Origin of the sequence: Streptomyces sp. NBC_00029 (assembly GCF_045160505.1) — a bacterium.
In the GTDB taxonomy this organism is placed as follows: Bacteria; Actinomycetota; Actinomycetes; order Streptomycetales; family Streptomycetaceae; genus Streptomyces.
The window spans coordinates 6,230,400-6,243,093 of record NZ_CP108292.1 but is presented as its reverse complement, the minus strand read 5'-3'; the positions used below and the strand labels follow the sequence as shown (position 1 = coordinate 6,243,093).

Here is a 12,694-nt window from a genome sequence, read left to right as displayed (position 1 = left end):
CGGACCGAGCACGAACCCACAAGGAGCACATCATGGGTCTCTTCACCCGCCGCAGCCAGAACGCCACCGCGAACGCCCAGGACGGCGCCGTCGCCACCCTCGAGGTGAACCCGGCCCTCGCCGCACTCACCGGCGACTACGTCGTCGACCCCGCCCACAGCAGCATCGGCTTCACCGTCCGGCACGCCATGGTCACCAACGTGCGCGGCGCCTTCGCCGAGCACGAGGGAACCCTGCACCTGGACGGCTCCGACCCGGCCCGCTCGACCGCGTCCATCGACGTGAAGATCGCCTCCGTCGACACCGGCATCGCCGACCGTGACGGCCACCTGCGCGGCGGGGACTTCTTCGACGCCGAGACCTTCCCGCTGATGACCTTCCGCTCCACCGCGGCGGCCGCGCTCGGCGGGGACCTGTACCGCATCACGGGCAACCTGACGATCAAGGACGTCACCCGCCCGCTCTCCATCGACCTGGAGTTCAACGGCTCGGCCACCGACCCGTACGGCAATGAGCGCGCCGGCTTCGAGGGATCGGCCGAGATCCTGCGTTCCGACTGGGGCCTGACGTGGAACGCCGCCCTGGAGACCGGCGGTGTCATGGTCAGCGACAAGGTCAAGCTGACCTTCGACATCTCGGCCATCAAGCAGGCCTGACCGCCGGACCCCGCGGGCCCGGCACCCGGGGGCGGCTAGAAGCCGCCCCCGCCGTCGAAGCCGCCTCCGCCGAAACCACCGCCGCCGAAGTCCCCGCCGCCGAAGTCGGACGGGTTGAAGTCGGCCCCGGAGACGTCCCCGCCCTCGAAACCGCTGCCCGCCCCACCGAAGTCCGAGGCGTAGGCCGGGCTGGACATCATCGAGCCGAGCATCGTGCCCATGAGCAGGCCGGGCAGGACGCCCCCGCCGAAGTAGCCGCCGGCCCAGGGACCGTACGCCGGGCCGGCGTCGTAGTAGGGCCGCGGCCCCCGGTCGGTGTCGACCGTACGGACCGCCGGGTCCAGGCCGTCGCGCAGCCGTACGGCGTCCGCCGTGCAGACCGGCACGGTACGGGCCGTCCCGCCGGCCGGAGCCCAGGTGGCGTCCTCGCTGCTCGGCCCGTGGCGCGGGTCGAAGAAGCAGGGCGAGCGCCGCTCGGGCAGCGGCCGTCCCTGTCGGCGCGCGTCGAGGGTGGCCAGCGCGAAGCGGCCGTCCTCCAGGGCCTGGGTGACCCCCGTGACCTCTTCGGGGCGCTGCACCGAGGCCATGATCTGCTTGGCCTTCTCGTAGGAGTCGAGCCCCTGCTCGTAGTCCCTGCGCATCGCGTCGTCGGCGCCGGGTTCACCGGGGTGGAAGTCGAGCCGTTCCAGCTCCTCGCCGTAAGCCGTGATGTCCTCGTCCACGACCACACCGAGCCGGGCGACGGCCTCGCGCCGGATGTCTTCCTTCTTCTTCCGGTTGCGGCGCACCAGCGCGTACGCCCCGCCGCCGCCGATCACGGCCACCGCACCCAGGGCGACCAGCCCGCCGACCGGGACGCCCTCGGCGGCGCCCGTCGTACCCCAGGAGGCGGGAGCGCCGCCCTTGGCCTGGGTCAGGGCCTGGTCCACGAAGTTATTCAGCTGGGTGTCGGCGTCCACCGGCGCGCCGGTCTTCACGGCCTCGGTGAGGTTGCGCACGGCGTTGGCCGGCATGACCGCCCGGTCGGCTCCGGCGTTGAAGCCGTCGCCGAGGCGGATCGCGTAGAGCCCGGTGATGCCGGTCTCGGCGCGGACGGCTCCGAGCACCTTGTCCTGCGGGTACTCGGCAGTGGCCGGCAGCACGGCCACGAACACCGGCTTGCCCGCGTCCTCGATCTTCTGCGCGAGCGCGTCCGCCTGGGCCTTGGACAGCTGGGCCTCGGCTCCGGGCGCGACGTAGACCGGCCCCTGCTTGAGGGCCTCCCCCACGGCGGCGACCCCGGTGGCGGCCGAAGCCTGCGGCGCGGCCACGAGCGCGGTCGCCGAGAGCGCCAGCAGCAGACCGGACAGCAACGATCCACAACGTACGGATATCAGCCTGGTCCTCATACCATGACGCTACCGGAACCGGTACTTTCCCGTGTGAGCTGGACATAAGGGCCTCGCCGGGCCGAAGCCCGGCGAGGTGCGGACCGGTGGGCGCGGGCCCGGCGGGCTGCCGCGGGGCCGCTATTCGGCCGGTTCGACGCCCGCGTGCAGGAGGCCGTAGGTGAACGCGTCCTCCAGGGCCTGCCAGGACGCCGCGATCACGTTCGGGGCCACGCCGACCGTGGACCAGTCGCGTTCACCGTCCGACGTGGCGATCAGCACGCGTGTCGTGGACTCCGTGCCGTGCGTGCCCTCCAGGATGCGGACCTTGTAGTCGACGAGCTCGAACTTGGCGAGCTGCGGGTAGAACCGCTCCAGCGCCACCCGCAGCGCCCGGTCCAGTGCGTTGACCGGGCCGTTGCCCTCCGCCGTCGCGACGATCCGCTCGCCCTTGGCCCACAGCTTGACCGTGGCCTCGTTGGCATGGGTGCCGTCCGGGCGGTCCTCGACGATCGCCCGCCAGGACTCGATGCGGAAGTACTTGCGGGCCCGGCCCTCGGCCTCGGCGCGCAGCAGCAGTTCGAAGGAGGCGTCGGCGGCCTCGTAGGTGTAGCCCTTGAGCTCGCGCTCCTTGACCCGCTCCACGACCCGGGAGATCAGGGCGCGGTCCCCGTTCAGTTCGACGCCGAGCTCCTTGCCCTTGAGCTCGATGGAGGCGCGGCCGGCCATGTCGGAGACCAGCATCCGCATGGTGTTGCCGACCCGCTCGGGATCGATGTGCTGGTAGAGGTCCGGGTCGACCTTGATGGCCGAGGCGTGCAGGCCCGCCTTGTGCGCGAAGGCGGAGACGCCGACGTAGGGCTGGTGCGTGGAGGGGGTGAGGTTCACGACCTCGGCGATGGCGTGCGAGATGCGGGTCATCTCGGCGAGCGCCCCGTCGGGGAGGACCTTGCGCCCGTACTTGATCTCCAGGGCGGCGACGACAGGGAAGAGGTTGGCGTTGCCGACGCGCTCGCCGTAGCCGTTCGCCGTGCACTGGACATGGGTGGCTCCCGCGTCCACCGCCGCGAGGGTGTTGGCGACGGCGCAGCCGGTGTCGTCCTGGGCGTGGATGCCCAGGCGGGCCCCGGTGTCGGCGAGGACGGTGGCGACGGTCGCGGTCACCTGGGCGGGCAGCATGCCGCCGTTGGTGTCGCAGAGGATGACCACGTCGGCGCCGGCCTCGTGGGCGGTGCGCACGACGGACTTCGCGTACTCGGCGTTGGCCCGGTAGCCGTCGAAGAAGTGCTCGCAGTCGACGAAGACGCGGCGGCCCTCGGCGACGAGGTGGGAGACGGTGTCGCGCACCATCTCCAGGTTCTCTTCCAGGGTGGTGCGCAGGGCGAGCTCGACGTGGCGGTCGTGGGACTTGGCGACAAGAGTGATGACCGGGGCGCCGGACTCCAGCAGGGCCCGCACCTGCGGGTCCTGGGCCGCCGAGCCGCCGGCGCGCCGGGTGGCACCGAAGGCGACCAGCTGGGCGTTCTTGAACCGGATCTCCGCGCGGGCGCGGGCGAAGAACTCGGTGTCACGGGGGTTGGCGCCGGGCCAGCCGCCCTCGATGAAGCCCACTCCGAAGTCGTCCAGGTGCCGGGCGATCGTCAGCTTGTCGGCGACCGTGAGGTTGATGCCCTCGCGCTGGGCGCCGTCGCGCAGGGTGGTGTCGAAGACGTGGAAGCTGTCGTCCAGGCCTTCTGACAGCGCAGTTGCCGCCTCTGGTGTCGTCGTCATGCTGATCTGACTCCTGTCGGATGAGTGGTTCCGGATGCCCGCCGGAGGGGGCAGGCCGCCGTCACTGCCCCCATCATCGCGCGCGGTCGGGTCCCGGTACGGATGGTCCGGGAAACGAAAAAACCCCTCGCGGGTAGCGAGAGGTCTGCGCGCGGGTCCGAGGCACGGTGGCCGCTTCCGCGAAGTTCTTCCGCGGTTCAGCGGCCACTGGGGACCGGCGCGCTGCTGGCGATAATCATGAGCTGAGCAGGCACGCTGGCAGTGTGCCACACCGCTCGCCGCGGATGGACAGGGATCTCAGCATGCGGGCACCCTCTCCACCGCGGCCGCACACCGGAAGAACCGGCGCCTGACCTAGGTCGTCTCTTTTGGATCTTGTCGGGCCGACAAGATCCAAAAGAGACGACCTAGGCGTCCGGGGAGAGCGTCTCCACCAGGAATTCCCTCACGTGGGTGAGGATCGCCGTGCGGTCCAGCGTCGGCAGACCGACCGCCAGCTGGATGCTGAATCCGTCGAGCAGGGCCCGGACCCGGGTCGCCACGCGCTCGGCGTCCACCGGGCGGAACTCGCCGCGCGAGATGCCCTCGGCCAGCAGGGCCACCAGGTCACGGTGCCAGGCGCCCTCGATGGCCGCCTGCCTCTCGCGCTCCTGGGGGCCGGCGTTCTGGGAGCGGTTCCAGACCTCCAGCCACAGCGTCCAGTGCGGATCGCGCGCGCGGGTGGGCACGTACAGGTCCACGTACGCCTGCAGGCGCTCGCTCACCGGACCGCGGCGGGCGAGCAGGGCCCGCCGCTCGCCGCCCAGTTCCGCCTCGCTCCACTCCAGGGTCTGCAGCAGGAGCTCGTCCTTGCTGCGGAAGTAGTAGAGGAGGTGGCCGCTGCTCATGCCGACCTCGCGGCCCAGTCCGGCCATGGTCAGGCCTTCGAGGCCGCGCTCGGCGATCGTGGCCATGGCGGCGACGAGTACGTCCTCGCGCGGGGGCGCGTTCTTCCGCGCCGCGCGTACCGGTACTCCACCCGCCACCATGGACCCACTCCTTGTCGGTCGGCTGCCGGCCGTCTGCGGATCAGACCTTCGGCTGCTGCTGGGTGATGCAATGAATGCCGCCACCCCCGGCGAAAATCGTACGTGCGTCAACGAGGGTCACGGTCCGCCCGGGGAACAGTCCGCGGAAGATCTCGGCGGCCTCCTCGTCGCGCGGGTCGTCGAAGGAGCACAGGACGACGCCGCCGTTGCACAGGTAGTGGTTGATATACGAATAGTCCACCCATTCGCCGTCCTCCTCCAGCACGGTCGGCGCCGGGATCTCCACGACCTCCAGCTGCCGCCCCCGGGCGTCGGTGGACGCGCGCAGGATGGCCGCGATGGTCTTGCAGCGCTCGTGGTCCGGGTGGGCCGGGTCGGGCTGGGTGTGGACCATGACGACACCGGGGCGGGCGAAGGCGGCCACGATGTCCACGTGCCCCTGGGTGCCGTAGGTGCCGTAGTCGCCGGCCAGGCCGTACGGCAGCCAGATCGCCTTGGTGGTGCCGAGGTGGGCGTGGATCTCGGCCTCCACCTGCTGGCGGGTCCAGCCGGGGTTGCGGCCCTCGCCCAGCTGCACGGTGTCGGTGAGCAGCACGGTGCCCTCGCCGTCGACGTGGATGGCGCCGCCCTCGTTGACGAGCTCGGTGCTGTACGTGCGGGTGCCGGCCACGTCCGAGACGTGCCGGGCGACCTTCGAGTCGTGCTCCCAGCGGGCCCACTCCTGGGCGCCCCAGCCGTTGAAGGTCCAGTCGACGGCCGCGAGCCCGCCGGCGTCGTTGGTGACGAAGGTCGGGCCGATGTCGCGCATCCAGGCGTCGTCGAGCTCCCGCTCGACCAGCTGTACGTCGTCGCCCACGATCGCACGGGCGCTTTCCGCGTCACCGGGCGAGACCACGAGGGTCACCGGCTCGTACGCGCGGACGGCGCGGGCGACGGCGCCCCATGCCTCGCGGGCCTCGGCGAGCTCCTGCGCGTTGGTGAAGGTGGGGTTGGGGCTGGGCCAGGCCATCCAGGTGCGCTCGTGGGGGGTCCACTCGGCGGGCATCCGGAAGCCGTCGTTCACAGGCTTGGTCATGGCAGGCAGGTCCTCACGGGCTGTGCTGGCTTACAGGAAGTACAGGCGGTTGAGGGAGACCGATTCGGCGGCCTCGGAGCGCAGCGGTTCCCCGTCGAGGGAGACCAGTCCGCTGCGCGCGTCCACATCGACCGCGCCCACCCGGGAGTTGAGCAGGAGGTCCGCGGGGCCGATCCCGCGGGTGCCGCGTACGGCGACCCGGCGGCGGCGGGTCGGCATCTCGTCGCTGCCGAGGGCGGCGGCCGCGGCGGAGACGAAGGCGACGGAGATGTCGGCGGCCGTGGCCCCGTAGGAGCCGAACTGCGGTCCGAGGACGAGCGGTTCGCAGGTGTCGGTGGCGGCGTTGGGGTCGCCGGTGACGCCGTAGGCGGGGAAACCGGACTTCAGGACGAGCTGGGGCTTGGCGCCGAAGAACGGGGGGCGCCAGAGCACGATGTCGGCGAGTTTGCCGACTTCGATGGAGCCGATCTCGTGGGCGAGGCCGTGGGCGATGGCGGGATTGATGGTGAGCTTGGCGATGTAGCGCAGGACGCGGGCGTTGTCGTCGCCGTCGCCGTCGCCGTCCATCGGGCCGAGCTCGCCCTTCATCTTGGCGGCCATCGCGAAGGTGCGGCGGATGGTCTCACCGGCCCGGCCCATGCCCTGGGCGTCGGAGGAGGTGATCCCGATGGCCCCGAGGTCGTGGAGCACGTCCTCGGCGCCCATGGTCCCGGCCCGGATCCGGTCACGGGCCATGGCGGCGTCACCGGGCAGGTCGGGCTTGAGGTCGTGGACCGAGACGATCATTCCGTAGTGCTCGGCCACCGCGTCCCGCCCGAAGGGCAGCGTCGGATTGGTGGAGGAGCCGATGACGTTCGGCACGCCCGCCATCTTCAGCACGTTCGGGACGTGACCGCCGCCGCAGCCCTCGATGTGGAAGGCGTGGATGGTCCGGCCGTCCAGCACCCGCAGGGTGTCCTCGACGGACAGGCACTCGTTCAGACCGTCACTGTGCAGGGCCACCTGCACGTCGTACTCCTCGGCCACCCGCAACGCCGTGTCCAGGGCCCGGGTGTGGGCACCCATGTCCTCGTGGACCTTGAAACCGGACGCGCCGCCCTCGGCGAGCGCCTCGACCAGCGGGGCGGCGTCGGAGGAGGAGCCGCGGGCGAGGAAGCCGATGTTGACGGGCCAGGCGTCGAAGGCGTTGAACGCGTGCTTCAGCGCCCACGGGGAGTTGACGCCGACGCCCCAGACGGGGCCGAACTCCTGGCCGATGATCGTGGTGACTCCCGCGGCGAGCGAGGCTTCCATGATGCGGGGGGAGAGCAGGTGGACGTGGGTGTCCACGGCCCCGGCGGTGGCGATCAGGCCCTCACCGGACACGATCGAGGTGCCGGTGCCGACGACCACGTCGACGCCGTCGAGGGTGTCGGGGTTGCCGGCCCGGCCGATCGCGTGGATCCGGCCCTCGCGGATACCGATGGAGACCTTGCGGATACCGAGGACGGCGTCGATGACCAGCACATTGCTGATGACGACGTCGCAGGTCTCACGGACCGCGGCGGCCTTCAGGTGCAGGCCGTCGCGGGCCGTCTTCCCGAAACCCGCCAGGAACTCGTCGCCGGGCCTCTGCGCGTCGTGCTCGACGCGGACCGTCAGCCCGGAGTCGCCCAGCCGCACCCGGTCCCCGGCACGGGGGCCGAAGACGGACGCGTACTCGTGCGGGTCGATGTGCCGGCTGCCCGGCGCACAGTGATCGCTGTGCGGGGTCTTCTTGCTCACGCCCGGTCTCCGTCCTCGTGTTCGGCGGCGACGCCGAGGTAACCGCAGGCCGCCGCGCGGCGCAGGGCCTCGTCCTTGGCTCCGGGTGCGTCCAGGGGTCCGTCGACCAGTCCCGCGAAGCCGATCGCGATCCGGTCCCCGCCGATGGGTACGAGTCCGACCTCGCCCTCGCCGTGGGGGTCGAACCGGACGGACGAGCCCGCCGGCACGCACAGCCGCATCCCGTAGGCCGCCGCCCGGTCGAAGTCGAGCCGAGGGTTCGCCTCGAAGAAATGGAAGTGCGAGGTCACGCTCACCGGCACCGCGGCGGTGTTGCGCACGTGCAGGCTCAGGACCGGCTCCGGCTGGGGGGCGCCGGGGCCGGGGACGACCGCGCCCGGGGCGTCGTCGCCCATCGGGACGGCGCCCCGGATGGGCGAGGAGACCACGGCGAGACGGGATCCGTCGTCGAAGACGGCCTCCACGTGCACCTCGGCGACCACATCGGCGACGCCCGGCAGGACGTCGTCCGGGCCCAGGACGCTGCGGGCCTCCTCGATCGCCTCCGCGAGCCGCTTGCCGTCGCGCGCCGCCTCGCAGACCGTGTCCGCGATCAGCGCGGTCGCCTCCGGGACGTTGAGCTTCAGGCCGCGGGCGCGCCGGGCCCTGGCCAGTTCCGCAGCGCTGCGGAGCAGCAGCCGGTCGCGCTCCGTAGGGGTCAGCCGCACGCCGATCCACCACCTCTTGAGTCGATGGGTTAGAGCATCACTCTAACTCTTCATTTCCTTGGAGGGAATCATTGACCTGGGAGCAGGCCTTGAGTCACATTGAGTGTCGCTCAAATAGAAGCGCAACCACCCCCCGCCCTGCCAAGGGAGTCCCCCATGCCCATCGAACAGCGCGGAGTCGACACCATCCCGGAGGAGGAGCGGACGAGCGGTCCCCGTGACCTGATCTCGATCCTTCTCGGCTCCAACCTCTGCCTCGGTGTGATCGTCTTCGGCTGGCTGCCCCCGTCCTTCGGACTGGGGCTGTGGCCCTCGGTCACCGCCATCGTGACCGGCACGCTCGTAGGAATCGCCTTCACCGCGCCGCTGGCACTCGTCTCCCTGCGCACCGCGACGAACCTCTCGACCTCCAGCGGCGCACAGTTCGGCGTCCGCGGCCGGCTCGTGGGCTCGGTGGTGGGCCTGCTGCTCTCCCTCGGCTACACCGCGCTGACCCTGTGGATCGGCGGAGACGTGATGGTGGGCGTCCTGTCCCGGCTCACCGGGCTGCCGGACACCGGAGCCTCGCGGGGGGTGATGTACGGCGCGCTGGCCGCGTGCACCGTCGTCGCAGCCGTCTTCGGCTACCGGCTGCTGCTGCGCATGAGCAAGATCCTGGCCATCGGCATGGTGGCGCTGCTGGCCGTCGGCGTCTTCGCGTACTCCGGGGACTTCACCACCGCCGCCCCGCCGCAGACCCCGTACCTGCTCGGCTCGTTCTGGCCGACCTGGATCCTCGCCGCCGTCGCCGCCGGGCTCAGCGGCCCGGTCGCCTTCATCACCCTGCTCGGCGACTACACCCGCTACATCTCCCCGCGCCGGCACAGCTCCCGCAAGGTGCTCTGGGCCACCGGCCTCGGACTGCTCTTCGGCCTGCTGATCCCGCAGCTCTTCGGCACCTACACGGCGCTGGCCGCCCGGGCCGGGGCCGAGTACGCCGGACCGCTGGTCGAGGCCGCACCGTTCTGGTACCTGGTGCCGCTGCTCGCCGCCGCCGCGGGCGGTTCGGTGGGCAACGCCGGGCTGATGCTCTACTCGATGGGCCTCGACCTCGACGCGATCGTGCCCAGGGCCACCCGGACCACGGCCACCCTGGTCGCGGCCGCCGTCGCCACCGCCTTCGTGTTCATCGGCTCCTTCGAATGGGACGTGCAGTCCGCGATGACCTCGTTCGTGCTGGTGCTGACCGCGATCGGCACCCCGTGGGCCGTGATCACCCTGATCGGGTACGTGCGCTGCCGCGGGCGCTACGACGCCGACGCGCTGCAGGTCTTCAACCGCCGCTCGGTGGGCGGGATCTACTGGTACCGCTCCGGCTGGAACGTCGCGGCCACCGCCTCCTGGGCGATCGGCGCGGGCATCGGCCTGCTCGCCGTGACCACCCCCTTCTACGAGGGTCCGCTGCTCGCCCTCACCGGCGGTGTGGACTGCTCGTTCGTCCTCTCCGGCCTGACGGGCGGGCTCGTGTACACCGCGCTCACCGCCCGCCGCTCCCCCGCCCCGGTCCCGGCGCTCGCCGCCGAGGAGCCGGCGAACGCCTGAGCACCCCCGTACGTACGCGACAGGCCCGCACCCCGGATGTCCGGGGGCGGGCCTGTCGCGTGGAACGTGGGGGGGACTAGCCCAGCGGGTGCATCCAGCCGTGGGTGTCGGCGCTGTGGCCGGTCTGGAGTTCCAGCAGCGCCTTGCGCAGGCGCATGGTGACCCGGCCCGGCTCGCCGTCGCCCTGGGTCCAGTCGGCACGCTCGGACTTGACCGAGCCGACCGGGGTGATCACGGCGGCGGTGCCGCAGGCGAACACCTCGGTGAGGGTGCCGTTGGCGTTGTCGCGCTGCCAGTCCTCGGTGGTCAGGCGGCCCTCCTCGGCGGTGTAGCCGAGGTCGCGGGCGATGGTGAGGAGGGAGTCGCGGGTGATGCCGGGCAGGAGCGATCCGGTGAGCTCCGGGGTGACGATGCGGTCGCCGTACACGAAGTACAGGTTCATGCCGCCCATCTCCTCGATCCAGCGGTGCTCGACGGCGTCGAGCCAGACCACCTGGTCGCAGCCGTGCGAGGCGGCCTGGGCCTGCGCGACCAGCGAGGCCGCGTAGTTGCCGCCGGTCTTGGCCGCTCCGGTGCCGCCCTTGACCGCGCGGACGTAGTCCTCGGAGAGCCAGACGGAGACGGGCTTGACGCCGCCGGGGAAGTACGCGCCGGCGGGCGAGGCGATGACGATGAAGAGGAACTCGTTCGCCGGGCGGACGCCGAGGCCGACCTCGGAGGCGAACATGAACGGCCGCAGGTAGAGCGAGGCCTCGCCGGAGTCCGGAACCCAGGCGCGGTCCTGCTTGATCAGCGCGTCGCAGGCCTCGATGAAGAGCTCGGTCGGCAGCTCCGGCATGGCCATGCGGCGGGCGGAGGACTGGAAGCGCGCGGCGTTGGCCTCCGGGCGGAAGGTGGCCACGGTGCCGTCGGGCTGACGGTAGGCCTTGAGGCCTTCGAAGATCGTCTGCGCGTAGTGCAGGGTCATGTTCGCCGGGTCGATCGCGAGCGGCGCGTACGGGACCAGCTCGGCGTCGTGCCAGCCGCGACCCTCGGTCCACTTGATCGTCACCATGTGGTCGGTGAAGTGGCGGCCGAAGCCGGGGCTGGCCAGGATCGCCTCGCGCTCCGCATCGGACAGCGGGTTCGAGGAGGGCTTGAGCTCGATCGTGGGCGTCGTCATGAGTGCTTGTCCTTCACCGGTTGTGTATGGCGGACCGCGCTCACGGCGTACTAGGACGTCCGAGCTTCCCCGCATTCCGCGGCCTCGCGTTCGATTATCGCGCGCGGGCAGGCTTCGGAGAAGCGGGGAGATGCGGCCCAGGGGAGATGGTGGCACCCGGGGGCCGCACAGGTGAAGCCGCCGGGTCCCATTGTGACCCGGCGGCTTCCTGAGGTGGAGCTGCCGGGTCAGCCGGCTACTCGCGCGGCGAGGGCGTCGCCGATCGCGTCGGTGGAGCGGAAGGTGCCGTCGCGCTCGGCCAGGTCGGCGGTGACCGCGTCCTCGATGCGGACGGCCTCGGCCTCGTGGCCCAGGTGGCGCAGCAGGAGGGCGACCGAGAGGATCGTCGCGGTCGGATCGGCCTTGCCGGTGCCGGCGATGTCCGGGGCCGAGCCGTGGACGGGCTCGAACATGGACGGGAAGGCGCCGGTCGGGTTGATGTTCCCAGAGGCGGCGAGGCCGATTCCGCCGGTCACCGCGGCGGCCAGGTCGGTGAGGATGTCACCGAAGAGGTTGTCAGTGACGATGACGTCGAAGCGCTCGGGCTGCGTGACGAAGAAGATCGTCGCGGCGTCGACGTGCAGGTAGTCGGTGGTGACCTCGGGGTACTCCTGGCCGACCTTGTCGAAGATGTTCTTCCACATGTGGCCCGCGTACACGAGGACGTTGTTCTTGTGGACCAGCGTCAGCTTCTTGCGGGGACGGGCGTTCGCCCGCTCGTACGCGTCACGGACGACGCGCTCGACGCCGTAAGCGGTGTTGATGCTGACCTCGGTGGCCACCTCGGCGGGGGTGCCGGTGCGCAGGCTGCCGCCGTTGCCGGTGTACGGGCCCTCGGTGCCCTCGCGGACCACGACGAAGTCGATGTCCGGACGGCCGGCGAGCGGGGTGGCCGTGTTCGGGAACAGCTTCGACGGGCGCAGGTTGATGAAGTGGTCGAAGGCGAAGCGGAGCTTCAGCAGCAGGCCGCGCTCCAGCACGCCGGACGGGACCGACGGGTCGCCGATGGCGCCGAGCAGGATCGCGTCGTGGTGCTTGAGGGCCTCGAGCTCCGCGTCCGGGAGGGTCTCACCGGTGCGGTGCCAGCGCTGGGCCCCGAGATCGTATTGCTTGGTCTCCAGCTTCACATCCTGGGGCAGGACCGCGGTAAGGACCTTGAGTCCCTGAGCCACGACTTCCTGGCCGATGCCATCACCGGGGATCACTGCGAGATTGATGCTGGTCGACATGACGGAACCGTACTCCGTGTCCCAGCCCTCGGGCATTCTGCGTCCACCATGTGGACCAAGGTGGATCGTGGCGGACACAGAATGCCCCGGGGCGTCGCAGGTCAGTGGCCGGTCGAGCCGCCGTTGTCACGGCGGTCCAGGGCTCGCTGCAGGGCGGCGGCGGCGTTCTTGCGGTCGTCGGCCGAGGCGGAGCTGTGGCGGACGCGGCGGGTGGCGGTGGAAGAGGTCATGGTGATCGACTCCTTGAGATCACGGCGTGGCGAAGCCACGGATGAGGGGTTCCTTCAAGGCGCCGGAAGAGGCGGGGAGCAGTGCG

Annotated in this window: 11 protein-coding genes; 2 read left to right on the top strand and 9 right to left on the bottom strand. The window is 71.2% G+C overall.

The window, feature by feature from the left end; genetic code table 11:
- Nucleotides 1-32 precede the first annotated feature (32 nt).
- A complete protein-coding gene (locus OG753_RS29295; RefSeq protein WP_405790766.1) occupies nt 33-656 on the top strand; it encodes a YceI family protein in 624 nt (207 codons plus the stop codon).
- Between the two features lie 35 nt (nt 657-691).
- Here the strand turns inward: OG753_RS29295 and OG753_RS29290 are convergent, their stop codons facing one another.
- From OG753_RS29290 to ureA, 6 genes are all read right to left on the bottom strand, one after another.
- Complete coding sequence (locus OG753_RS29290; RefSeq protein WP_405790764.1) at nt 692-2,044, bottom strand: hypothetical protein; 1,353 nt, start codon at nt 2,042-2,044, stop codon at nt 692-694.
- 120 nt (nt 2,045-2,164) lie between these two features.
- Nucleotides 2,165-3,793, bottom strand: coding sequence for a citramalate synthase (cimA, locus tag OG753_RS29285; protein ID WP_327264614.1), 1,629 nt, complete (start codon nt 3,791-3,793; stop codon nt 2,165-2,167).
- 407 nt (nt 3,794-4,200) lie between these two features.
- Nucleotides 4,201-4,821 carry a TetR/AcrR family transcriptional regulator gene (locus tag OG753_RS29280; protein ID WP_327264613.1) on the bottom strand — a complete coding sequence of 207 codons (621 nt, stop codon included), beginning with the start codon at nt 4,819-4,821 and terminating at the stop codon, nt 4,201-4,203.
- A 40-nt stretch (nt 4,822-4,861) separates the two neighbouring features.
- Entirely contained in the window at nt 4,862-5,896 is a 1,035-nt protein-coding gene (locus tag OG753_RS29275) for an agmatine deiminase family protein (protein WP_327264612.1), read from the bottom strand.
- Between the two features lie 30 nt (nt 5,897-5,926).
- Entirely contained in the window at nt 5,927-7,660 is a 1,734-nt protein-coding gene (locus OG753_RS29270; RefSeq protein ID WP_405790761.1) for an urease subunit alpha, read from the bottom strand.
- Complete coding sequence (gene ureA / locus OG753_RS29265) at nt 7,657-8,367, bottom strand: urease subunit gamma (RefSeq protein WP_327264610.1); 711 nt, start codon at nt 8,365-8,367, stop codon at nt 7,657-7,659. The genes OG753_RS29270 and ureA overlap by 4 nt, the downstream gene beginning before the upstream one ends.
- Nucleotides 8,368-8,523: 156 nt before the next feature.
- Here ureA and OG753_RS29260 point away from each other — a divergent pair, with 156 nt between their 5' ends.
- Nucleotides 8,524-9,948 (top strand): cytosine permease, encoded by a 1,425-nt coding sequence (locus OG753_RS29260; protein WP_405790759.1) that lies wholly within the window; start codon nt 8,524-8,526, stop codon nt 9,946-9,948.
- Nucleotides 9,949-10,024: 76 nt separating this feature from the next.
- Here the strand turns inward: OG753_RS29260 and OG753_RS29255 are convergent, their stop codons facing one another.
- The 3 genes from OG753_RS29255 to OG753_RS29245 all read right to left on the bottom strand — a co-directional run bounded on the left by OG753_RS29255 (nt 10,025) and on the right by OG753_RS29245 (nt 12,608).
- Nucleotides 10,025-11,110, bottom strand: a complete 1,086-nt coding sequence (locus OG753_RS29255) for a branched-chain amino acid aminotransferase (RefSeq protein ID WP_327264608.1) — start codon at nt 11,108-11,110, stop codon at nt 10,025-10,027.
- Between the two features lie 227 nt (nt 11,111-11,337).
- Entirely contained in the window at nt 11,338-12,378 is a 1,041-nt protein-coding gene (locus OG753_RS29250) for a 3-isopropylmalate dehydrogenase (protein WP_327264607.1), read from the bottom strand.
- Between the two features lie 101 nt (nt 12,379-12,479).
- Complete coding sequence (locus tag OG753_RS29245; RefSeq protein WP_327264606.1) at nt 12,480-12,608, bottom strand: hypothetical protein; 129 nt, start codon at nt 12,606-12,608, stop codon at nt 12,480-12,482.
- Nucleotides 12,609-12,694: the final 86 nt, after the last annotated feature.

What these genes read in the sequence shown, in the direction of transcription:
- OG753_RS29295 (WP_405790766.1), top strand. Translation starts at nt 33, where the DNA reads ATGGGTCTCTTCACCCGCCGCAGCCAGAACGCCACCGCGAACGCCCAG.
- OG753_RS29290 (WP_405790764.1), bottom strand. Translation starts at nt 2,044, where the DNA reads ATGAGGACCAGGCTGATATCCGTACGTTGTGGATCGTTGCTGTCCGGT.
- cimA (WP_327264614.1), bottom strand. Translation starts at nt 3,793, where the DNA reads ATGACGACGACACCAGAGGCGGCAACTGCGCTGTCAGAAGGCCTGGAC.
- OG753_RS29280 (WP_327264613.1), bottom strand. Translation starts at nt 4,821, where the DNA reads ATGGTGGCGGGTGGAGTACCGGTACGCGCGGCGCGGAAGAACGCGCCC.
- OG753_RS29275 (WP_327264612.1), bottom strand. Translation starts at nt 5,896, where the DNA reads ATGACCAAGCCTGTGAACGACGGCTTCCGGATGCCCGCCGAGTGGACC.
- OG753_RS29260 (WP_405790759.1), top strand. Translation starts at nt 8,524, where the DNA reads ATGCCCATCGAACAGCGCGGAGTCGACACCATCCCGGAGGAGGAGCGG.
- OG753_RS29255 (WP_327264608.1), bottom strand. Translation starts at nt 11,110, where the DNA reads ATGACGACGCCCACGATCGAGCTCAAGCCCTCCTCGAACCCGCTGTCC.
- OG753_RS29250 (WP_327264607.1), bottom strand. Translation starts at nt 12,378, where the DNA reads ATGTCGACCAGCATCAATCTCGCAGTGATCCCCGGTGATGGCATCGGC.
- OG753_RS29245 (WP_327264606.1), bottom strand. Translation starts at nt 12,608, where the DNA reads ATGACCTCTTCCACCGCCACCCGCCGCGTCCGCCACAGCTCCGCCTCG.